Genomic DNA, 20,391 nt, shown 5'->3' on the forward strand with positions numbered 1-20,391 from the left:
ACAGCCGTGTCGCCGCCCGGTGCGTGCGGGTCCGGATCAGCGGGTGAGGGCGAGGGGGCGCGCGTCCTCGGTCAGGGACGCGTGCAGGTCGACCATGGCCGCGGTCGTCGCCGACCAGGGGAAGCGCTCGGCCCGCGCCCGGGATGCCGTACGCCGCTCGGCTGCGGGCCGGCTCGCGACCCGCAGCACCGCGTCGGCCAGCGACGCCGGGTCGGCGTCGCCCCATGCACCGGACCCGGCGTCGATCAGCTCGCTCGCGCCACCTGTGCGGGCGGTGACGACGGGCGTGCCGCAGGCGAGCGCCTCGAGCACCGCGAGACCGAAGGTCTCACCGGGGCAGACACTCAGTGCGACGTCGGCGGCGGCGATGCGGGCGGCCAGCTCGGCGCGGCCGGCGACGTGGCCGTGGAAGGTCACGGGTGCACCGGCTGCGAGCTCCTCGAGCTCGTCGCGGTGGGGACCCGTGCCGTAGACGTCGAGTGCGACGGGGACGCCCCGGCGGTGCAGCTCGACTGCCGTGGCGACCGCCAGGTGGGGCGACTTCTCCCGGGAGAGACGGCCGACGTGGACCAGGCGGAGCCTGGCGCCGGCCCGTGCCGGAGGGACGGCAGGCCGGAACGTCTCCAGGTCCACGCCGAGGGGCACCTGGACCACCGGCGTCCCGACGGCCGCCGCGGCCGCACCGAACTCCCGTCGCGCGTAGCGCGAGGTCACCACGATCGCGTCGAACTGACGGACCAGGACCTGGTTCCACAGTCCGATGGAGACCTTGACCGAGGTGTCGAGGCCGGTGCGCATGGCGAGCATGTCGTCGAGCCGCTCATGGCTGAAGAGGACCGACGCGACGTCGTTGCGACGGGCCCAGCGTGCGACCGGGAGCAGGGTGGACTTGTCGTTGACCTCGACCGAGGTCGGGCCGAACTGCTCCAGCGCGTCGATCACCCGCCAGGGCTCGACGATCAGCCGGTAGCCGCCGCCGACCCGGGGCGCGCGCAGCTGGACCACGGTCCCCTCGGGCGTCTCCTCGCGCGCGTCGGTGGGGCCGGGCACGACGAGGAGGCGCTCGGCGCCGGCTGCGACGTAGCCTGCGCCGAGGGCGGCGACCGCCGTCTTCATGCCCCCCGACGCTGGGCCGATGAAGTTGGCGAGCTGGGCGATGCGCATGCCCTCCACCATGCCTCGCGTGCGTGAACGGACCGTGAGCCGCGGGTGGCCCACGCATGTCGCCTCCCGTGGTGACCGCCACCTCTGACGCGGATGAGCGGCGCGTGGCAGGCTGAGGGCATGAGCAACACCGAGCGCGAGCCCGTCGAGATCGTCTGTGGCGAGGCCGGCGCCGGCCCCGGCGTCACCGTCCTGGTGCCGCGCGACGTCCCGCTCGGCGGACCCCGGGCGATGAACGTGCGCCGGACCCTCCCGTCGCGGGAGCGCACGCTGATCGGCGCCTGGTGCTTCGCCGACCACTACGGCCCCGACCCCGTCGCCGAGAGCGGCGGCATGGTGGTCACCCCGCATCCGCACACGGGGCTGGCCACGGTCAGCTGGCTGTTCACCGGCGAGGTGGAGCACCGCGACTCGATCGGCACCGTGGCGATGGTCCGTCCGGGTGAGGTGAACCTGATGACGGCCGGCCACGGCATCAGCCACTCCGAGAACTCGACGCCCGCGACCACGGTCCTGCACGGTGTGCAGCTCTGGTTGGCGCTGCCCGACGCCGCCCGTGACATGGCGCCGTCCTTCGAGCACCACGCGCCCGCTCCGGTCACGGGGGAGGGCTGGTCGGCGTCGGTCTTCCTGGGCTCGCTGCTCGGGTCGTCGTCCCCGGTGAGCTACCCGTTCCCGGTGCTCGGCGCCGAGCTCCGGCTCCAGGCCGGCACCACCCTGCGCATCGACGTCGACGCGTCGTACGAGCACGGGCTGCTGGTGGACCACGGCGTGGTCACCTTCGCCGGGCGGGAGCTGAAGCCGGCCGAGCTGGGCTACCTCGCACCGGGGTGCGCGACGGTGGAGATCACCGCGCACGAGGACGCGCTGCTGGTGCTGCTCGGTGGCCCGCCGTTCGGCGAGCAGCTGGTGATGTGGTGGAACTTCGTGGGGCGCACCCACGACGAGGTCGTCGCCTACCGCGACGAGTGGCAGGCGCAGATCACGCGCGACGGGGCGGTGCTGGCGGACAGCCAGGACGTCGCGCCGGGCCGGTTCGGCACCGTGGCCGGCGACCACACGCCGCCGATCCCGGCGCCTCCGCTGCCGAACCTGCGACTGAAGTCCCGCGGCTGAGCCTGCTCACGCCGCCGCGGGCCCGGCGTACGGAAGGATGTGCGCCATGACGGACCTGGTGCTGCCCGACCTCGTTCTGGGTGACGACGGCGAGCTTCGCTGCGCGTGGGCAGGCTCCGGCGAGATGCGGGCCTACCACGACACCGAGTGGGGACGCTTCCCGGAGACCGGGTCCAGCGCGGACGTGGTGCTCTTCGAACGGCTGACCCTCGAGGCGTTCCAGTCCGGCCTGAGCTGGGCGATCATCCTGCGCAAGCGGGAGGGGTTCCGCCGGGCGTTCGCGGGCTTCGACCCGTACCGGGTCGCGACCTTCGGCGAGCCCGAGCGCGAGGCGCTGCTCGCCGACACCGGCATCGTGCGCAACCGCGCGAAGATCGACGCCACGATCGCCAACGCCCGGGCCCTGCTCGCCTTCCGCGACAGCGAGGGGCCGGGCGAGTTCGCGCGGTTCGTCGCCTCCTTCGCGCCCCCGCCCCGCCCCGCGCCCACCTCGTACGCCGAGGTGCCCGGCCAGACGCCGGAGTCGCTCGCGCTGAGCAAGGCGCTCAAGAAGCGAGGGTTCACCTTCGTCGGCCCGACCACGATGTACGCCCTCATGCAGGCGCTCGGGATGGTCAACGACCACCTGGAGGGCTGTGTGGCGAGGGAGCCCCGGGAGTCAGTCGCGTGATCAACGGACTGCTCTGGCTGCTCGGCTTCCAGCTCGTCGGGGAGGTCGTCGTGCGCAGCCTCCACCTGGCCGTCCCCGGTCCGGTCGTCGGCATGGTGCTGCTCTTCGCCGTGCTGCAGTGGCGGCGCCCTCCTGCCGGCGCCAACCTCTTCCGCGCGGCCGACGGGCTGCTCAAGCACCTCCAGCTCCTCTTCATCCCCGCGGGCGTCGGCGTCATCACGCTGCTGCACGTGGTGGGCGACCACCCGGTGCCGATCGTGGGTGCCCTGGTCGTCTCGTGGATCGCCGTGCTGCTGGTGGTGGGCTGGCTGACCCAGCTGCTGCTCGGTCGTGACGCCGGGGCGGCACGCCGATGAACGACGCGCTCGACTGGCTGCGCACCTCGCCGCTGCTCGGCCTCTTCCTGACCCTGTTCGGCTACCGCCTCGGCCTGGAGTTGCAGCAGCGCGTACCTGTGGCCTGGAAGGCCGTTGCGCAGCCGGTCCTCGTGGCGCTCGTCGTCATCGGGACCTCCCTGTGGGCCCTCGACATCTCCTACGACGACTACCTCGTCGGCGGGAGCATCATCGGCTTCTTCCTCGGCCCGGCGACCGTGGCCCTGGCCGTGCCGCTGCACCGCCAGGCCCACCACCTCGGTCGCATGTTCGTGCCGATGGTCGTCGCGCTGCCGGTCGGTGCCGTCATCGGCATCGCGACCGGCGTCCTCGCGGTGCGGCTGCTCGGTGGGGACCACGTCCTGGAGCTGACGATGGCACCCAAGTCGGCGACCACCCCGGTCAGCCTGGCGATCTCGACGTCGATCGGCGGGCTCCCCGCCCTCACGGCGGTGCTCGCGATCGTCACCGGCATCATCAGTGCGGTTGCCGCTCCGGCGCTCCTCGACCTGGCCCGGATCCGCGACCGGCGCGCGCGTGGCCTGGCGATCGGTGCGAGCAGCCACGGCATCGGCACCTCACGGGCGCTGCGGGAGCACCCGACCGAGGGAGCCTTCTCCGGCCTCGCGATGGGCCTCACGGCACTGCTGGTCAGCCTCCTCACCCCGATCGTCCTGATCCTGCTGTGAATCCCGGCCGGGATTGGTATGACTCCCGAGTCATATGTGTCCGCGCGGGTGGCTAGGGTCGGGCCATGGCTCGCGTGCACGCATTCACCGATGACGTCCTGGCCGACCACGACGCGGTCGGCCTGGTCGACCTGCTCCGCACGAGGGCGGTGAGCCCGCAGGAGCTGAGCGCGGCGGTCGGCGCCCGCATCGGGGCGGTGGACCCCGACCTCGGTGGCCTCGCCCACGCGGCGTACGACGTGCCGGCGCGGGGGAGCGGGGGCTTCTTCGCCGGGCTGCCGATGCTGGCCAAGGACAACGTCGACGTCGCCGGCATGCCCACGCGCCACGGCACCGACGCCTTCCCGGCGGTGCCGAAGAAGGCCGACGGCGACTGGGCGCGCGCCCTGCGGGCCATCGGGCTGCACCCGATCGGCAAGTCGCGTCTCTCCGAGTTCGGCTTCAGTGCCTCCTGTGAGCACCCGCGCCTCGGCCCGGTCCGCAACCCGTGGAGCACCGCGCACACCGCGGGCGCGAGCAGCAGTGGCTCCGCGGCGTTCGTCGCGGCCGGTGCCCTCCCGCTGGCGCACGCCAACGACGGCGGTGGCTCGATCCGGATCCCGGCCGCGAGCTGTGGCCTGGTCGGCCTCAAGCCGACCCGCAACCGCACGCCGCAGGACGCGATGATGCGCCACATGCCCGTGCGGATCGTCTCCGACGGCGTCGTCACCCGCTCGGTCCGCGACACCGCGGCGTTCCTGCGGGAGATGGAGCGCCATGCGCCCGCGCGCAGGCTCCGCCCGGTCGGCGACGTGACGGGACCGTCGGACGAGCGGCTGAAGGTCGCCGTCGTGACCACGTCCGTGGGCCGCGAGGCGTCCCCGGAGATGCGCGAGCTGACCCTGAAGACGGCTGCCCTCCTCGAGGGCCTCGGCCACCGGGTCGAGGAGATCGACCACCCGGTGCCGGACTCCTTCGCCGACGACTTCCTGCTCTACTGGTCCATCCTGGCGACCGCGATCGTCCGGGGGTCGAGGCTCCAGTTCGGCAGGGACGCCGACGTGAGCCGCTACGACAACCTGACGCACGGCCTCGCCCGCCACGGCCAGCGCAGCCTGCCGAGGCTGCCGCTCGCCATGGCCCGGCTCGCCCGGTCGCAGCGTGCCTCCGCCGCGCTCTTCCAGCAGTACGACGTCGTCCTCACGCCGACCGTGGCCCACGAGACCCCGCGCATCGGCCACCTCGACCCGACGCAGCCCTTCGAGACGGTGGTCGAGCGCCTGATGGACTGGGTCGCCTTCACGCCCCTGCAGAACGCCACCGGCGACCCGTCGATCTCGCTCCCGCTCGCGCAGACCGCGGCCGGCCTGCCTGCGGGCATGCTCTTCTCCGCCGGCAGCGGACAGGAGGCCCGGCTCCTCGGCCTCGCCTACGAGCTGGAGCAGGCCCAGCCGTTCGCCCGGATCCAGGACTGACCGGCCCGGCCTGCGCGCGTCCCGGTCGGGCTGTGGCCGGCCGCTAGGTTGGGGCTCGTGCTCAAGCTCGGTCGCCACACCTTCGCCGACGACCGCCTCCTCGTGATGGCGATCGTCAACCGCACCCGCGACTCCTTCTACGACAAGGGCGCGACCTATGCCGAGGACGCCGCCCTCGACCGCGTCCGGCAGGTCGTGGAGCAGGGGGCGGAGATCGTGGACATCGGAGGGGTGAAGGCCGGTCCCGGCGAGGTGGTGGACCTCGACGAGGAGCTGCGCCGCACGGTCGGCTTCGTCGCCCGGGTGCGCGAGGAGCTCCCGGACGTCGTGATCTCCGTCGACACCTGGCGCCACGAGGTCGGCGACGCCGTGTGCCGGGCGGGGGCCGACCTGCTCAACGACGCGTGGGGCGGCTACGACCCGCAGCTGATCGAGGTCGCCGCGCGCCACGACGCGGCGTACGTCTGCACGCACACCAACGGGGCGACGCCGCGCCAGCCACCGCACCGGGTCTCGTACGCCGACGTGGTCCGTGCCGCCATCGACGACACCGTCGCCCTGGCCAACCGGGCGCTGGCTGCCGGTGTCGCGCGCGAGTCGCTGCTGATCGACCCCGCCCACGACTTCGAGAAGACCACCTGGCACTCGCTCGAGGTCACCCGCCGCCTGGACGAGATGACGGCGACCGGCTGGCCCGTGCTCGTGTCGCTCTCCAACAAGGACTTCGTGGGGGAGACCCTCGACCTGCCGACCGACCAGCGGCTCACGGGCACCCTCGCCGCCACCGCGGTGAGCGCGTGGCACGGTGCCCGGGTCTATCGCGTCCACGAGGTCGTCGAGACCCGGCAGGTGCTCGACATGGTCTCCTCCATCCGCGGCATCCGACCGCCCGCGCGCACGACGAGGGCGCTGGCATGACCGGCGTCGTCGCGGCGGCGTTCGTGCCGATGACCCCGCTCGTCTTCCGGCACCTCGCGGGCCGGGCCGACCCGGCCGCGGAGCTGCGCGATGCCTCCGTCGCCGCGGTCCGCGAGGCCTGCGACGGCGCGGAGCAGGTCGTCGTCCTGTGCCCTGTCGGGGGGCGGGAGGCGCCGGGGGACTGGCACGACCCGTCGCGCGCGCGCCCCGTCCACGGTGCGCCGGAGGCGCTCTCCACCCAGGTCGGGAGGCACCTGCTGGAGCTCGCCGCCATCGGGCTGCCGGCGAGCTTCGTCGAGTGCACCGACGGCGTCGCGGCCGCCGCGCCCGCCGGACCGCGCACGGCCCTCGTCGTCCTCGGCGACGGTGCTGCAGCACGCTCGCAGGGAGCGCCCGGCCACATCGACGAGCGGTCGTTCCCGTTCGACGACGCCCTCGCGGCCGCGTTGCAGGCCGGCGATGGCGCCGCCCTGACGGCGTACGACGAGGAGGTCGCCGCCGCGCTCATGGTCACCGGACGCCACAGCTGGCCGGCCGCCGCGAAGCTCCTGCCGCATGCGTCCCGAGCGGTGCTGCGGCACCGCAGCGACCCCTTCGGCCTGACCTACGTCGTCGCGCTCTGGCGGGCCTGACGTGGCGCTCGCCATCGTCCGAACCGGTGGTGTGAGGCGCATCAACCGGACCCGATTTTGCGCGCCGGTCGGGGGTCTGTAATGTTCTCCCTCGTTGCCCCCTTAGCTCAGTGGTAGAGCACTTCCATGGTAAGGAAGGGGTCGTCCGTTCAATCCGGACAGGGGGCTCTGAGAGGGAGGCCCGCCGCACCCGCGGCGGGATTCCCCTCCGTGGCGGGGTAGCTCAGGTGGTTAGAGCGCACGACTCATAATCGTGAGGTCGCGGGTTCGATCCCCGCCCCCGCTACCAGCGAGACAGCAACACCCAGACCAAAAGGATCCTCCAGTGGCCAGCAAGAGCAGCGACGTTCGCCCGAAGATCACGCTTGCCTGCGTGGACTGCAAGGAGCGCAACTACATCACCAAGAAGAACCGCCGCAACGACCCCGACCGCATCGAGCTGAACAAGTTCTGCCCGCGTTGCCGCAAGCACACCGCGCACAAGGAAACCCGCTGATCACAGCGGTTCCCCCGCAGGTTTCCGAAGGCCGTCACCCCCGGGTGGCGGCCTTCGCTGCATTTCCGGCGCAGCGACTAGGGTCGTCCCGTGCTGCTCCGAGACCTCACCACCCTCCGCCTGGGCGGCCCTGCCGCGTCGTACGTCGAAGCCACGACGGATGCCGAGCTGGTCGAGGCGGTCACGCACGCTGACGCGGCCGGCACGCCCGTGCTGCTGGTGGCCGGCGGCAGCAACCTCGTCGTCGCCGACGAGGGGTTCCCCGGCCTGGTCGTGAAGGTCGCGACGACCGGCGTCACCTCGCGCGAGGTGGACGGCGGCGTCGAGGTCACCGCGGCCGCGGGTGAGGGGTGGGACGACTTCGTCGAGCACACCGTCGCCAACGGCTGGGTCGGCGTCGAGGCGCTGTCCGGCATCCCGGGCGCCGTGGGTTCGACCCCCATCCAGAACGTCGGCGCCTACGGCCAGGAGGTCTCCGAGACGATCCTTGCGGTCCGGGTGTGGGACCGCGTCCTCAAGGGGGAGCGGACCTTCGCCGGCGAGGAGTGCTCCTTCGGCTACCGCCACAGCCGGTTCAAGGCCGACCCGGACCGCCACGTCGTGCTGGACGTGACCTTCCGGCTCGCGGTGGGTGAGGAGAGCGCCCCGGTGAAGTACGCCGAGCTGGCACGCACGCTCGGCGTCGAGCCGGGGGAGCGCGCGCCGCTCGCGGCGGTGCGCGAGACTGTCCTCGGCCTCCGTGCCGGCAAGGGCATGGTGCTCGACGCGGTCGACCACGACACCTGGAGCGCCGGGTCGTTCTTCACCAACCCCTTCCTCACCGAGGAGCAGGCGGCGGCGCTGCCCGCCGACGCGCCGCGCTTCCCGCAGCCGGACGGCACGGTGAAGTCGAGTGCCGCCTGGCTCATCGACCACGCCGGCTTCGGCAAGGGCTACGGAGCCGACCAGCGCGGCGGCCGGGTGAGCCTGTCCACGAAGCACACGCTCGCCCTCACCAACCGCGGGGGCGCGACGACCGCCGACCTGCTGGACCTCGCCCGCGAGGTGCAGGCCGGCGTCGAGGCCAGGTTCGGCGTACGCCTGGTCAACGAGCCGGTCTGCGTCGGCTGCGCCCTCTAGGGCGCGCGCCGGCGAGGGTCAGCACCCGTCGCCGAAGCAGTCGGTCGAGAACAGGGCGGCGAAGAAGACCGCAGCAGCGATGACGCCGAGGACCAGCAGCACCGTGCCGATGATGCCCATGATGAAGCCGGCCTGCGCGAACCCTCGGCCAGCGACCTGTCCCTGGGAGCTGTCGATCCGCTTCATCGACGTGCGGCCGAGGACGAGCGCGACCGGTGACAGCAGCAGGCTGAAGCCGTAGCCGCACATGCCCACGATGCCGATGATGCCGAGCACGAACGCCGCGATAGCGCCGCCGTCGTTGGGCGGGGCCGGGAGCCACTGCTGCTGCCCGTAGTACGGGGCCTGGGGCGGCAGGGGCGGCACGCCCGGCTGCTGCGGGGGAACGGCACCGTAGGGGTGGTGCGTCGGCGGCAGGGGCGCGGTCGGCTCGGGGCTGTCCGGCGAGCCGGGGTACGGGGGCGTGCTCATGCGGGCAATCCAAACACGCTCAGGCGCGGCGTGAGGGCCGGTTGGGGTTGGTGACGAGCACGGTCACGGTCCACGCGACCAGGACGGCGACCGCGACGCCAAGGCCCAGGCGCGGCTGGAGCGGCATCACGATGCCGATGCCGCCGCCGACCACCCAGGCCAGCTGCAGGAGCGTGTCGGAGCGGGCGAACGCGCTCGCCTGCACCCGCTCGGGGACGTCGCGCTGGATGGTGGAGTCGAGCGAGAGCTTCGCCAGCGACTGGGCCAGGCCCGCCGTGAGACCCAGTGCCAGGAGCGGGAGGAGGCCGTAGAAGAGCGCAGCCACGAGGGTCATCGCGGTGGCGCCGAGCAAGGCGATGACGACCGTGAGTGCTGGCTTGAGCCGGCGGACCAGGGAGGCCAGCGCGATGCCGAGCGTGTTGCCGAAGCCGGCAGCGCCGATGACCAGACCGATCAGCAGGGCGGTGCTCGAGTGCCACCCGTCGACGGGGTGCTCGCGCAGCAGGAAGGCCATGAACATGGTGAGGAAGCCCGAGAGCCACCGAGGGCCGCAGTTGGCACGGAGCGCGAACGAGACCGCCGGCGGGATGCGCAGGCTCCTCGGGGCAGTGCCCGGCTCGGCGGCGGCTCCCCCGGGGGAGTCGGCGGCAGGCGACGCGTGCCCCGGCAGGAGCTCGAGGCGCACCTCGCCGGCGGCCGAGTCGACGCGGGACGGCAAGCGGATCGCCAGGATCGTGGCGACCACGAAGACAGCGAACGCGTAGCGCAGGCACCACGCGGGGCCGGCCAGCGCGGCGAGGCCGGCGAGCGGGGCGGACGCGGCAGCGCCGATCACCCCGGCGAGCGAGACCCGCGCGTTGGCCTTCACCAGGGGTACGCCGTGGGGCACCAGTCGCGGCGCTGCAGCAGCCTTGGTGACCCCGTAGGCCTTCGAGGCGACGAGGACGCCGAGAGCGGCCGGGAAGAGCCAGTGGGACCCGGTCGCGACGGCGCTGGCGAGGGTCCAGCAGAGGAAGGCGCGCACCGCCATGGTGGCGCCGATCGCCCAGCGCCGGCCGTGGCCGACGCGGTCGAGGAACGGGCCGATCAGCGGGGCGAGCACGGCGAACGGCAGCATCGTCAGGCCGAGGAAGAGGGCGACCTGGCCGCGGGCCTCGCCGGTCGGCACCTGGAAGAAGAGGGTGCCGGCCAGGGAGATCGCCACGGCGGCGTCGCCGGCGGCGTTGGAGGCGTGGAGGGCGATCAGGCGCGACATCCCGGTCTGGCCCGCGCCCTCGGCGGTGGCCGCGCGCTGCGCCACGGCGTAGGTGGCCCGACCCGCGCGGGCCGTGCCGCGGGCTGCGGACCCGGCGGCCCGGCGTACGCCGCGGGCCGTGCGTCGGGGCAGCTCGCCGTTCATGGCCCCATCCTTGCTCACCGCTCCGACACCCGGTGCGACAATCCGGGCCCCGATGGTGGACAATCCACCTCGTGACCCCACTCACCGCATCGACCACCGCCCCGGGCGACCCCGTCCTGCTGGGCGCCGTCGACCTCGCGCGCGAGGTCCTGCTCGAGCAGGTCGACAGCGCAGACGTGGGCGCGGCGACCGGTGCGGTCGCCGAGGACGAGCACGTCGTCACGCACTACTTCACGTGCCTGCGCGCCGGCTACGTCGGCTGGACCTGGTCGGTCACCGTCGCGCGTGCCGTCGGCAGCGACAAGGTCACGGTCGACGAGGTCGTGCTGCTCCCGGGCGAGGACGCGATCGTCGCTCCCGAGTGGGTTCCGTACAAGGACCGCATCCGCCCGGGCGACCTGTCGCCGGGCGACCTCCTGCCCGTCGAGGAGGACGACCCGCGCCTCGTCCCGACGTACTCCTTCGGCGACGACCCGCTGGATGCCGACGCCAAGGCGCAGATCCGCCAGGTGGCCAAGGATCTCGGCCTGGGTCGCGTCCGCGCCCTGTCGCCCGAGGGCATCGACCTCGCCGCCCAGCGCTGGTACGACGGCGACGGCGGCCCCGACGTCCCGCTCGCGCAGTCCGCGCCGGCGAAGTGCTACTCGTGCGGTTTCCTGATGCGCCTCTCGGGCCACCTCGCGGAGACGTTCGGCGTGTGTGCCAACGGCAACGCCAACGACGACGGCCGTGTCGTCGCGTTCGGCCACGGCTGTGGTGCCCACTCCGAGGCGCAGCTGTCCCGGAAGCAGCAGCCGCTGCCCCCGGCGGACCACGCGCACGACACGCTCACCCCGGACGAGCTCGAGTCCCTCTGACCGCGGTGCGCTGAGCGCGGACGTCGGTCAGCCGCGCCGGCTGCGGCGCTTGCGGCAGATCTCGATGCCGAAGAGCCCGAGGCCGAAGCCGGCCATGCACGCCCAGAGCCACCACAGCCGGCCGCTCTCCTCGAGCCGACCGTAGAAGGGCAGCAGCGCCAGGAAGGCGACCAGCCACAGGGCGGTGCCGACCTCGACCGTGCGTACGCCGTCGAGGTCGAGCGGCTCGACGTCGGCGACGAGGTAGGTCCGGTTGCCGATCTCGTGCACGGTCGGCTGCTCGTCGAGGGGATCCACGACCGCAACAGTAGGCCATCACCCCGCGCCGTCGGCGTCCCGTTTTCCGTCCCGACACGCGACCGGAACCTGCACGATGCAGCCATCTGCCAGACTGCCGCGCGTGACGCTCGACTCGTACTTCCAGATCACCAGGCGCGGATCCACCCTCGGGCAGGAGGTCCGTGGCGGCATCGTCACCTTCCTGACGATGGCCTACATCATCGTGCTCAACCCGATCATCCTGCTCCAGGGCCGTGACATCGACGGGCACCTGCTCGCGGGCGGTGACTTCGCGGCGATCGCAGCGGCGACCGCCGTCGCCGCCGGCGTCCTGACCCTGTTGATGGGCGTGGTCGCCAACTACCCCCTCGCGCTCGCGACAGGTCTGGGGCTCAACGCCTTCGTGACCTTCTCCATCGCCAGCAAGATGACATGGGCCGACGCCATGGGGCTGGTGGTCATCGAGGGCCTGGTGATCCTGGTGCTCGTGCTGACCGGCTTCCGGGAGGCGGTCTTCCGTGCCGTCCCGGCGCAGCTCAAGGTGGCCATCTCGGTCGGCATCGGCCTCTTCATCGCGCTCATCGGCCTGGTCGACGCGGGCTTCGTCCGTCGCCACACGACCGGTCCGGTGCCCGTCGAGCTCGGTGTCGCCGGCCAGCTGCGCGGCTGGCCCGTCCTCGTCTTCGTGGTCGGCCTGGTGCTCCTGCTGGTCCTCTACGCGCGCAAGGTCCGCGGGGCGATCCTGATCTCCATCACGGCCACGACGCTCGTCGCGATCCTCGTGGAGAAGCTCGTGCACGCGGGCTCCGTCGTCGACCACCCGACCGGCTGGAACCTCAACGTCCCCGCCTGGCCCAAGGACGTCGTCGGCATGCCGGACCTGAAGCTTGTCGGCCACTTCAACCTGCTCGGCTCGTGGCAGAACGCCGGCGTGGTCACCGTCGTCCTCTTCGTCTTCACGCTGATGCTCGCCGACTTCTTCGACACGATGGGCACGATGACGGCGATCGGTGCCGAGGCCGGGCTGCTCGACGACGAGGGGAACCCGCCGGCGATGCGCCGCATCCTCGTGGTCGACTCCATCGCCGCCGCAGCCGGTGGTGCTGCGGGCGTCTCGAGCAACACCTCCTACATCGAGTCGGCGTCCGGCGTCGCCGAGGGCGCCCGGACGGGCCTGGCCAGCGTCGTGACCGGTGTGCTGTTCCTCTTCGCGGCCTTCTTCGCGCCGCTGGTCGGCGTGATCCCCAACGAGGCGGCCGTGCCGGCGCTGGTGCTGGTGGGCTTCCTGATGATGCAGCAGGTCACCGGGATCGACTGGGACGACGTGGAGATCGCGATCCCGGCGTTCCTCACGATCGTGCTGATGCCGTTCACCTACTCGATCAGTGCCGGCATCGGCGCAGGCTTCCTGGCCTGGGTGGTGCTCAAGCTCGCGCACGGCAAGGCGCGCGAGGTGCATCCGCTGATGGCGGTCATCGCCGTGCTGTTCGTCGTCTACTTCGCGATCGGGCCGGTCACCGACTGGCTCACCTGAGCCACGCGAGACAGCAGAGGCCGCCCCGCCGCCCGGCGGGGCGGCCTCGTCGCGTCGTCCGCCGGAATAGTTAGCCAAGGTAATGACTTAGGCTAATGACATGACTCCTTCTCTCGAGAAGCTCGCCCGCACGGACGCCGGCCTCGCCTCCGCCCTCCGAGTCTCGGTGGCACGCCTGAGCCGTCGCATCCGCAACGAGCGCGACCCGGGGGTCGACCTCGGCCTCGGCGCCTTCTCGGTGCTGGGCCTGCTGGCGCGCCACGGCTCGCAGACCGTCGGCCAGCTGGCGGAGCTCGACCACGTCCGACCGCCGTCCATGACGAGGACGGTCGGCTGCCTGGTCGACGGCGGCTACGCCGTGCGCCGCAAGGACGAGGCCGACGGCAGGCTCGTCGTGGTCGAGCTCAGCGACCACGGCCGTGCGGTCGTCGAGGAGGAGCGCAGCCGCCGGGACGCCTGGCTGGCGCGGCGGCTGACCGAGCTGACCCCGGACGAGCGGGAGGTGCTGCGTCGGGCAGTGCCCCTGCTGGAGAGGATCGCCACTACGTGAGTCCCACCTTCAGAGCCCTGTCGAACCCCAACTACCGGCGGTACGCCGCCGGCGGCGTCGTCTCCAACACCGGCACCTGGATGCAGCGCGTGGCGCAGGACTGGCTCGTGCTCGCCGTCTCCGGCGGCAGCGGCACCGCGATCGGCGTCACCACCGGCCTGCAGTTCCTGCCGTTCCTGCTCGTCATGCCGTTCGCGGGCGTGGTGGCCGACCGCGTGCCGAAGCGCCGCCTGCTCCAGGTCACCAACGTCGCGATGGCCGCCCCGGCGCTCGTGCTCGGCCTCCTCGCGGTCTCGGGCCACGTGGAGACCTGGCACGTCTACGTGCTGGCCCTCCTGCTCGGCGTGGGGTCGGCGTTCGACGCCCCGGCGCGGCAGTCGTTCGTCTCCGAGCTCGTCCTCCCCGAGGACCTCCCGAACGCGGTCGGCCTCAACTCGGCCAGCTTCAACGCCGCGCGCCTGGTCGGCCCGGGCCTGGCCGGCCTCCTCATCGCCTGGCTCGGCGGTGGAGCGGAGGCGACCGGCTGGGTGATCCTGCTGAACGCCGCGACCTACGCCGCGCCGGTCTGGAGCCTGGCCCGCCTCGACGAGGAGCACCTCGTCCCCGCGAAGCCGGCGGGGCGCGGCCCCGGCGCCCTGCGGGAGGCGGTCCGCTACGTCCGCGGTCGCCGCGACCTGGTGGTCGTGCTCGCGATCGTGTTCGTGGCCGGCACCTTCGGCCTCAACTTCCAGCTCACCTCGGCGCTCATGGCCACCAACGTGTTCGGCCGGGGCCCGGGGGAGTACGGCCTCCTCGGCTCGGTACTGGCGCTCGGCAGCCTGACCGGTGCCCTCGTCGCCGCGCGGCGCGAGACCCCCCGGCCGCGGCTGATCGTCGCCGGCGCCATCGTCTTCGGCGTCCTTGAGGTCGCAGCGGGCTCCGCGCCGTCGTACCTCCTCTTCGCGCTGGCCGCACCGCTCCTCGGCTTCTCGGCGCTGACCATGATCACCGCCGCCAACGGCTACCTCCAGGTCACCACGGAGGCCGGCATGCGGGGGCGGGTCATGGCGCTCTACCTCACCGTCTTCATGGGCGGTACGCCGTTCGGGTCGCCGCTGATCGGCTGGGTCGGGGAGGCCTTCGGGCCCCGCTGGACCCTGTGGCTCGGTGGCGGCGTGACGGCCCTCGGTGCGCTCGTCGCGCACCTCCTCCTGGGTCGCCCGCGTGGTCGGCGGATGAACGTCCGGGGCGCCGCCGCGCTCCCGCAGTCCGAGCGGGCCGAAGCCGTTTTGCCCTCGTAGACGGGGACGCGTAGGCTCACTCCTCGTGTCTGGCATGTCCAGACCGATCCGCCTGCCCGGAAACGGGCGGCCAGGGCACCACCGTTTCGACGGGAGTTCCCTCATTGCCCACCCGGGCAGAGCGTCCGGGTGTGATGGAAGAACAAGAAAGGGAACCAACCGGTGCCCACTATTCAGCAGCTGGTCCGCAAGGGCCGCCAGGACAAGGTGTCGAAGACCAAGACGCCTGCCCTGAAGGGTTCGCCGCAGCGCCGTGGCGTCTGCACGCGCGTCTACACGACCACCCCGAAGAAGCCGAACTCCGCCCTCCGCAAGGTCGCCCGTGTGCGCCTGTCGTCGGGTGTCGAGGTCACGGCCTACATCCCGGGTGTCGGCCACAACCTCCAGGAGCACTCGATCGTGCTCGTCCGTGGCGGTCGTGTGAAGGACCTCCCCGGTGTCCGCTACAAGATCATCCGCGGCTCGCTCGACACGCAGGGCGTGAAGAACCGCAAGCAGGCCCGTTCGCGCTACGGCGCGAAGAAGGAGAAGTGACATGCCTCGTAAGGGTCCCGCTCCGAAGCGTCCGATCGTCAACGACCCGGTCTACGGCTCGCCCGTCGTGACGCAGCTCGTCTCCAAGGTCCTGCTCGACGGCAAGAAGGCCACCGCGCAGCGCATCGTCTACACCGCCCTCGAGGGCTGCCGCGAGAAGACCGGCACCGACCCGGTCGTCACGCTGAAGCGCGCGCTCGACAACGTGAAGCCGGCCATCGAGGTCAAGTCCCGCCGCGTCGGCGGTGCGACCTACCAGGTCCCGATCGAGGTCAAGGGCACGCGTGGCACCACGCTCGCGCTGCGCTGGCTCGTCGGCTACTCGCGCGACCGTCGCGAGAAGACGATGGCCGAGCGCCTCATGAACGAGATCCTCGACGCGAGCAACGGCCTGGGCGCCGCTGTGAAGAAGCGTGAGGACACCCACAAGATGGCCGAGTCCAACAAGGCCTTCGCGCACTACCGCTGGTGATCGACGGCGGGGCGTACCCTCGGGTGCGTCCCGCCTCCACCGTTTCCAACACTTCCTAAGGAACGCGAACAAAAGTGGCTGTTGACATCACCACGGACCTCAGCATCGTCCGCAACATCGGCATCATGGCGCACATCGATGCCGGTAAGACCACCACCACCGAGCGCATCCTCTTCTACACCGGTATCTCCTACAAGATCGGTGAGGTCCACGAGGGCGCGGCCACGATGGACTGGATGGAGCAGGAGCAGGAGCGCGGCATCACGATCACGTCGGCCGCGACGACCTGCTGGTGGAAGAACCACCAGATCAACATCATCGACACCCCCGGTCACGTCGACTTCACGGTCGAGGTGGAGCGTTCGCTCCGCGTCCTCGACGGCGCTGTCGCCGTCTTCGACGGCGTCGCCGGTGTCGAGCCCCAGTCCATGACCGTGTGGCGCCAGGCGAACAAGTACAACGTCCCCCGCATGTGCTTCGTCAACAAGCTCGACCGCACGGGTGCCGACTTCTACCGCGTCGTCGACACGATCGTCTCGAAGCTCAACGCGACCCCGCTCGTGCTGCAGCTCCCGATCGGTGCCGAGGGCGACTTCATCGGTGTCGTCGACCTGGTCGAGATGAACGCCAAGGTGTGGCGTGGCGAGACCAAGCAGGGCGAGGACTACGTCGTCGAGGAGATCCCCGCGGACCTGGCCGACAAGGCCGCCGAGTACCGCGAGAAGCTCGTCGAGACGCTCGCCGAGGGCGACGACCAGACCATGGAGGTCTACCTCGAGGAGGGCGACGTCTTCGACGTTCCCACCCTGAAGGCCGCCATCCGTCGCGCGACCCTGGCCGGCAACCTGAACCCGGTCCTCACCGGCACCGCGTTCAAGAACAAGGGCGTCCAGCCGCTGCTCGACGCGGTCATCGACTACCTCCCGTCGCCCGTCGACGTCGAGGCCATCGTCGGTCACTCGCCGAAGGACGAGGAGGTCGAGGTCCTCCGCAAGCCGGCTGACTCCGAGCCGCTCGCCGCGCTGGCGTTCAAGATCGCCACCGACCCGCACCTCGGCAAGCTCATCTTCGTGCGCGTCTACTCGGGTCGCCTCGAGGCTGGTTCGACCGTGCTCAACGCCTCCAACGGCAAGAAGGAGCGCATCGGCAAGGTCTACCAGATGCACGCCAACAAGCGTGAGGAGATCGCCGCCGTCGGCGCCGGTCAGATCGTCGCCGTCATGGGTCTCAAGGAGACCAAGACCGGCCACACGCTGTCCGACCCGTCCAACCCGGTCGTCCTCGAATCGATGACGTTCCCGGCCCCGGTCATCGAGGTCGCGATCGAGCCGAAGACGAAGTCCGACCAGGAGAAGCTGGGTGTCGCCATCCAGCGCCTCTCCGAGGAGGACCCGACCTTCGTCGTCAAGACCGACGAGGAGACCGGCCAGACCATCATCGCCGGCATGGGCGAGCTCCACCTCGACATCCTCGTCGACCGCATGAAGCGCGAGTTCAAGGTCGAGGCGACCGTCGGCAAGCCGCAGGTCGCGTACCGCGAGACCATCCGTGGCACCGTCCGCGGCCACTCGTACACGCACAAGAAGCAGACCGGTGGTACGGGTCAGTTCGCCAAGGTGCTCATCGACGTCGAGCCGAACATCAACCCGGAGACGGGCCTCGGTGCCGGCTACGAGTTCGTGAACACCGTCACCGGTGGTCGCGTTCCGCGCGAGTACATCCCGTCGGTCGACGCCGGTGCCCAGGACGCGATGCAGTTCGGCATCCTGGCCGGCTACCCGATGGTGGACATCAAGGTCACCCTGACCGATGGTGCCTACCACGACGTCGACTCCTCGGAGCTCGCGTTCAAGATCGCCGGCGCCCAGGCCTTCAAGGAGGCCGCCCGCATGGCCAAGCCGGTCCTGCTGGAGCCGATGTTCGCCGTCGAGGTCACGACCCCCGAGGACTACCTCGGTACCGTGATCGGCGACATCAACTCCCGCCGTGGCCAGATCCGCGCGCAGGAGGACCGTCACGGCGACCTCGTCGTGTCCGCCCTTGTGCCGCTGTCCGAGATGTTCGGGTACGTTGGTGACCTTCGGTCGAAGACCTCGGGTCAGGCCTCGTACTCGATGGAGTTCGACTCGTACGCCGAGGTTCCCACGAACGTCGCCGACGAGATCATCAAGAAGGTCCGCGGCGAGTAATCGCCCGGTACTTCGGCACTGCACCATTCAACGAGTCAAGTAACAAACACACCCAGGAGGAGCCCCAGTGGCTAAGGCGAAGTTCGAGCGGACGAAGCCGCACGTCAACATCGGCACGATCGGTCACATCGACCACGGTAAGACGACCCTTACCGCGGCGATCACCAAGGTGCTGCACGACGCGTACCCGGACCTGAACCCGTTCACGCCGTTCGACGAGATCGACAAGGCTCCGGAGGAGCGCCAGCGCGGTATCACGATCTCGATCGCGCACGTCGAGTACCAGACCGACGCGCGTCACTACGCGCACGTTGACTGCCCGGGTCACGCGGACTACATCAAGAACATGATCACCGGTGCGGCCCAGATGGACGGCGCGATCCTCGTGGTCGCCGCCACCGACGGCCCGATGCCGCAGACCCGCGAGCACGTCCTCCTGGCCCGCCAGGTCGGCGTTCCGGCGCTCGTCGTCGCGCTCAACAAGTGCGACATGGTCGACGACGAGGAGCTCATCGAGCTCGTCGAGATGGAGGTGCGCGAGCTCCTCTCCGAGTACGAGTTCCCGGGCGACGACATCCCGGTCGTGCGCGTTGCGGCCTTCCCGGCCCTCAACGGCGACGCCAAGTGGGGCGAGTCCGTCCTCGAGCTCATGAAGGCCGTCGACGAGTACATCCCGCAGCCCGAGCGTGAGACGGACAAGCCGTTCCTCATGCCGGTCGAGGACGTCTTCACGATCACCGGTCGTGGCACCGTCATCACCGGTCGTATCGAGCGCGGCATCGTCAAGGTCGGCGAGGAGGTCGAGATCGTCGGCATCCGCGAGACCTCGCAGAAGTCGACCGTCACCGGCGTCGAGATGTTCCGCAAGCTCCTCGACGAGGGCCAGGCTGGCGAGAACGTCGGCCTCCTGCTCCGTGGCACGAAGCGCGAGGACGTCGAGCGCGGCATGGTTGTCATCAAGCCGGGCACCACGACCCCGCACACCAACTTCGAGGCCTCGGTCTACATCCTCTCGAAGGAGGAGGGCGGCCGCCACACGCCGTTCTTCAACAACTACCGTCCGCAGTTCTACTTCCGTACGACTGACGTGACCGGCGTTGTGACGCTCCCCGAGGGCACCGAGATGGTCATGCCGGGTGACAACACCGAGATGGCCGTCGAGCTCATCCAGCCCATCGCCATGGACGAGGGCCTCCGCTTCGCGATCCGTGAGGGTGGCCGCACCGTCGGCGCCGGCCGGGTCACCAAGATCACCAAGTGATCCGAGCGGGTTCACGCCCGCGACCTGAAGCACCGAGGACCCCCGGTCTCCGCAAGGAGGCCGGGGGTCCTCGCCATTTCTGGCCCGGGCGGCCACCCGCCTAGACTCGGCGCGCCATGAACGACGTCTCGCCTGCCGCCCCCGCCGACAAGCCGGCCTCCTTCGACACCAAGGGGAAGCTCGCCCGCAGTCGCAACGCCTCGCCCGAGGCACGTCCCGGTGTCGAGCTCAGCGAGGACGGCCGCCCGATGCGCGGCGTGCTGTCCTACTCGCGGCGCGGCAGCCGGTTCACCGCGAAGCAGGCAGACGCGTGGGAGCGGCTCGCCGGTGACTGGGTGATCGGGCCCGACCGGGTGACCGACATCGACGTACCCATCGACGTCAACGCCGACTGGTTCGGTCGCGAGGCGCCGCTGTACGTCGAGATCGGCTCGGGCAACGGCGAGCACGTGGCGCAGTACGCCGCTGCCCACCCCGAGGCCAACATCGTCGCCTTCGAGGTCTGGCTGCCAGGCGTGGCCGACACGCTGAGCCGTCTCGACGAGGCCGGGTCGACCAACGTGCGCCTGTGCACCGTTGATGCCGCCTGGTCGATCACCGAGCTCTTCGCGCCCGGGTCGATCACCGAGCTGTGGACGCTCTTCCCGGACCCGTGGCACAAGGCCCGCCACCACAAGCGCCGCCTGGTCAACCAGCCCTTCGTCGGCACGGCTGCATCGCGGCTGGTCCCCGGCGGCCGGTGGAGGCTGGCCACGGACTGGCCCGACTACACCGAGCACATGCTCGAGGTCTTCGCGACCGAGCCGACCCTCGAAGGAGGGGTGGGGGAGCGGTGGGAGGCTCGCCCGGTGACGAAGTTCGAGCGCCGTGGCCTCGCCGAGGGCCGGGGCTCGGACGACCTGACCTACCGCTACACCCGACCGGAGGCCTGAC

The 20,391-nt window shown here is 71.2% G+C and carries 22 protein-coding genes and 2 tRNA genes; 20 read left to right on the plus strand and 4 right to left on the minus strand.

Features of this window, described 5'->3' with window-relative positions; translation table 11 throughout:
* Positions 1 to 36: 36 nt before the first annotated feature.
* Positions 37 to 1,164, minus strand: coding sequence for a glycosyltransferase (locus Q5722_RS09750; protein ID WP_305028021.1), 1,128 nt, complete (start codon positions 1,162 to 1,164; stop codon positions 37 to 39).
* A gap of 120 nt (positions 1,165 to 1,284) precedes the next feature.
* Here Q5722_RS09750 and Q5722_RS09755 point away from each other — a divergent pair, with 120 nt between their 5' ends.
* The 11 genes from Q5722_RS09755 (at position 1,285) to Q5722_RS09805 (ending at position 8,632) form a co-directional block, all read left to right on the plus strand.
* Positions 1,285 to 2,280, plus strand: coding sequence for a pirin family protein (locus tag Q5722_RS09755; protein WP_305028022.1), 996 nt, complete (start codon positions 1,285 to 1,287; stop codon positions 2,278 to 2,280).
* 46 nt (positions 2,281 to 2,326) lie between these two features.
* Entirely contained in the window at positions 2,327 to 2,950 is a 624-nt protein-coding gene (locus tag Q5722_RS09760) for a DNA-3-methyladenine glycosylase I (protein WP_305028023.1), read from the plus strand.
* The gene (locus tag Q5722_RS09765; protein WP_305028024.1) at positions 2,947 to 3,306 is read left to right on the plus strand and encodes a CidA/LrgA family protein; all 360 of its coding nucleotides are present in this window, start codon (positions 2,947 to 2,949) and stop codon (positions 3,304 to 3,306) included. The genes Q5722_RS09760 and Q5722_RS09765 overlap by 4 nt, the downstream gene beginning before the upstream one ends.
* A complete protein-coding gene (locus tag Q5722_RS09770) occupies positions 3,303 to 4,013 on the plus strand; it encodes an LrgB family protein (RefSeq protein WP_305028025.1) in 711 nt (236 codons plus the stop codon). The genes Q5722_RS09765 and Q5722_RS09770 overlap by 4 nt, the downstream gene beginning before the upstream one ends.
* A gap of 65 nt (positions 4,014 to 4,078) precedes the next feature.
* Positions 4,079 to 5,467 carry an amidase gene (locus tag Q5722_RS09775; protein ID WP_305028026.1) on the plus strand — a complete coding sequence of 463 codons (1,389 nt, stop codon included), beginning with the start codon at positions 4,079 to 4,081 and terminating at the stop codon, positions 5,465 to 5,467.
* Positions 5,468 to 5,524: 57 nt separating this feature from the next.
* Positions 5,525 to 6,385: a dihydropteroate synthase gene (gene folP / locus Q5722_RS09780; protein ID WP_305028027.1), complete on the plus strand. Its 861-nt coding sequence runs from the start codon at positions 5,525 to 5,527 to the stop codon at positions 6,383 to 6,385.
* Complete coding sequence (locus tag Q5722_RS09785; RefSeq protein WP_305028028.1) at positions 6,382 to 7,017, plus strand: class III extradiol ring-cleavage dioxygenase family protein; 636 nt, start codon at positions 6,382 to 6,384, stop codon at positions 7,015 to 7,017. Before folP ends, Q5722_RS09785 begins: the two co-directional genes overlap by 4 nt.
* A 96-nt stretch (positions 7,018 to 7,113) precedes the next feature.
* Positions 7,114 to 7,185, plus strand: a tRNA-Thr gene (locus Q5722_RS09790).
* Positions 7,186 to 7,229: 44 nt separating this feature from the next.
* Positions 7,230 to 7,306 (plus strand) — tRNA-Met (locus Q5722_RS09795).
* A gap of 36 nt (positions 7,307 to 7,342) precedes the next feature.
* Positions 7,343 to 7,513, plus strand: a complete 171-nt coding sequence (gene rpmG / locus Q5722_RS09800) for a 50S ribosomal protein L33 (protein WP_107700766.1) — start codon at positions 7,343 to 7,345, stop codon at positions 7,511 to 7,513.
* A 90-nt stretch (positions 7,514 to 7,603) separates the two neighbouring features.
* Positions 7,604 to 8,632, plus strand: a complete 1,029-nt coding sequence (locus tag Q5722_RS09805; RefSeq protein ID WP_305028029.1) for a UDP-N-acetylmuramate dehydrogenase — start codon at positions 7,604 to 7,606, stop codon at positions 8,630 to 8,632.
* Positions 8,633 to 8,650: 18 nt separating this feature from the next.
* Here the strand turns inward: Q5722_RS09805 and Q5722_RS09810 are convergent, their stop codons facing one another.
* Together Q5722_RS09810 and Q5722_RS09815 are read right to left on the minus strand one after the other, a co-directional pair.
* Entirely contained in the window at positions 8,651 to 9,103 is a 453-nt protein-coding gene (locus tag Q5722_RS09810; RefSeq protein ID WP_305028030.1) for a DUF4190 domain-containing protein, read from the minus strand.
* 19 nt (positions 9,104 to 9,122) lie between these two features.
* Positions 9,123 to 10,502, minus strand: coding sequence for an MFS transporter (locus Q5722_RS09815; RefSeq protein ID WP_305028031.1), 1,380 nt, complete (start codon positions 10,500 to 10,502; stop codon positions 9,123 to 9,125).
* Between the two features lie 71 nt (positions 10,503 to 10,573).
* Between Q5722_RS09815 and Q5722_RS09820 the strand changes: the two genes are divergently transcribed.
* Complete coding sequence (locus Q5722_RS09820) at positions 10,574 to 11,359, plus strand: DUF3027 domain-containing protein (RefSeq protein ID WP_305028032.1); 786 nt, start codon at positions 10,574 to 10,576, stop codon at positions 11,357 to 11,359.
* A 27-nt stretch (positions 11,360 to 11,386) separates the two neighbouring features.
* Here the strand turns inward: Q5722_RS09820 and Q5722_RS09825 are convergent, their stop codons facing one another.
* Positions 11,387 to 11,656 carry a DUF2530 domain-containing protein gene (locus Q5722_RS09825; protein WP_305028033.1) on the minus strand — a complete coding sequence of 90 codons (270 nt, stop codon included), beginning with the start codon at positions 11,654 to 11,656 and terminating at the stop codon, positions 11,387 to 11,389.
* A gap of 76 nt (positions 11,657 to 11,732) precedes the next feature.
* On the opposite strand from Q5722_RS09825, the gene Q5722_RS09830 reads away from it, so the two are divergent.
* From Q5722_RS09830 to trmB, 8 genes are all read left to right on the plus strand, one after another.
* On the plus strand, positions 11,733 to 13,172 hold the full coding sequence (locus Q5722_RS09830; protein WP_305028034.1) for an NCS2 family permease: 1,440 nt from the start codon (positions 11,733 to 11,735) through the stop codon (positions 13,170 to 13,172).
* A gap of 100 nt (positions 13,173 to 13,272) precedes the next feature.
* Positions 13,273 to 13,722 (plus strand): MarR family winged helix-turn-helix transcriptional regulator, encoded by a 450-nt coding sequence (locus tag Q5722_RS09835; protein WP_305028035.1) that lies wholly within the window; start codon positions 13,273 to 13,275, stop codon positions 13,720 to 13,722.
* On the plus strand, positions 13,719 to 15,002 hold the full coding sequence (locus Q5722_RS09840) for an MFS transporter (RefSeq protein ID WP_305028036.1): 1,284 nt from the start codon (positions 13,719 to 13,721) through the stop codon (positions 15,000 to 15,002). Before Q5722_RS09835 ends, Q5722_RS09840 begins: the two co-directional genes overlap by 4 nt.
* 162 nt (positions 15,003 to 15,164) lie before the next feature.
* Positions 15,165 to 15,536, plus strand: a complete 372-nt coding sequence (rpsL, locus tag Q5722_RS09845; protein WP_107700762.1) for a 30S ribosomal protein S12 — start codon at positions 15,165 to 15,167, stop codon at positions 15,534 to 15,536.
* Position 15,537: 1 nt separating this feature from the next.
* Positions 15,538 to 16,008 carry a 30S ribosomal protein S7 gene (gene rpsG, locus Q5722_RS09850; protein ID WP_305028037.1) on the plus strand — a complete coding sequence of 157 codons (471 nt, stop codon included), beginning with the start codon at positions 15,538 to 15,540 and terminating at the stop codon, positions 16,006 to 16,008.
* 74 nt (positions 16,009 to 16,082) lie between these two features.
* Positions 16,083 to 18,197, plus strand: a complete 2,115-nt coding sequence (gene fusA, locus Q5722_RS09855; protein WP_305028038.1) for an elongation factor G — start codon at positions 16,083 to 16,085, stop codon at positions 18,195 to 18,197.
* 67 nt (positions 18,198 to 18,264) lie between these two features.
* Entirely contained in the window at positions 18,265 to 19,458 is a 1,194-nt protein-coding gene (gene tuf, locus Q5722_RS09860) for an elongation factor Tu (protein WP_305028039.1), read from the plus strand.
* Between the two features lie 116 nt (positions 19,459 to 19,574).
* Positions 19,575 to 20,390, plus strand: coding sequence for a tRNA (guanosine(46)-N7)-methyltransferase TrmB (gene trmB, locus Q5722_RS09865; RefSeq protein ID WP_305028040.1), 816 nt, complete (start codon positions 19,575 to 19,577; stop codon positions 20,388 to 20,390).
* Position 20,391: the final 1 nt, after the last annotated feature.

It is taken from the genome of Nocardioides jiangxiensis (assembly GCF_030580915.1).
Taxonomy (GTDB): Bacteria; Actinomycetota; Actinomycetes; order Propionibacteriales; family Nocardioidaceae; genus Nocardioides; species Nocardioides jiangxiensis.

Bases quoted from the DNA above. Each gene is read 5' to 3' on its own strand.
- Q5722_RS09830 (WP_305028034.1), top strand. From the start codon at position 11,733: ATGCAGCCATCTGCCAGACTGCCGCGCGTGACGCTCGACTCGTACTTC.
- Q5722_RS09775 (WP_305028026.1), top strand. From the start codon at position 4,079: ATGGCTCGCGTGCACGCATTCACCGATGACGTCCTGGCCGACCACGAC.
- trmB (WP_305028040.1), top strand. From the start codon at position 19,575: ATGAACGACGTCTCGCCTGCCGCCCCCGCCGACAAGCCGGCCTCCTTC.
- Q5722_RS09785 (WP_305028028.1), top strand. From the start codon at position 6,382: ATGACCGGCGTCGTCGCGGCGGCGTTCGTGCCGATGACCCCGCTCGTC.
- Q5722_RS09755 (WP_305028022.1), top strand. From the start codon at position 1,285: ATGAGCAACACCGAGCGCGAGCCCGTCGAGATCGTCTGTGGCGAGGCC.
- Q5722_RS09815 (WP_305028031.1), bottom strand. From the start codon at position 10,502: ATGAACGGCGAGCTGCCCCGACGCACGGCCCGCGGCGTACGCCGGGCC.
- Q5722_RS09750 (WP_305028021.1), bottom strand. From the start codon at position 1,164: ATGCGCATCGCCCAGCTCGCCAACTTCATCGGCCCAGCGTCGGGGGGC.
- rpsG (WP_305028037.1), top strand. From the start codon at position 15,538: ATGCCTCGTAAGGGTCCCGCTCCGAAGCGTCCGATCGTCAACGACCCG.
- Q5722_RS09770 (WP_305028025.1), top strand. From the start codon at position 3,303: ATGAACGACGCGCTCGACTGGCTGCGCACCTCGCCGCTGCTCGGCCTC.
- Q5722_RS09835 (WP_305028035.1), top strand. From the start codon at position 13,273: ATGACTCCTTCTCTCGAGAAGCTCGCCCGCACGGACGCCGGCCTCGCC.
- Q5722_RS09810 (WP_305028030.1), bottom strand. From the start codon at position 9,103: ATGAGCACGCCCCCGTACCCCGGCTCGCCGGACAGCCCCGAGCCGACC.
- Q5722_RS09760 (WP_305028023.1), top strand. From the start codon at position 2,327: ATGACGGACCTGGTGCTGCCCGACCTCGTTCTGGGTGACGACGGCGAG.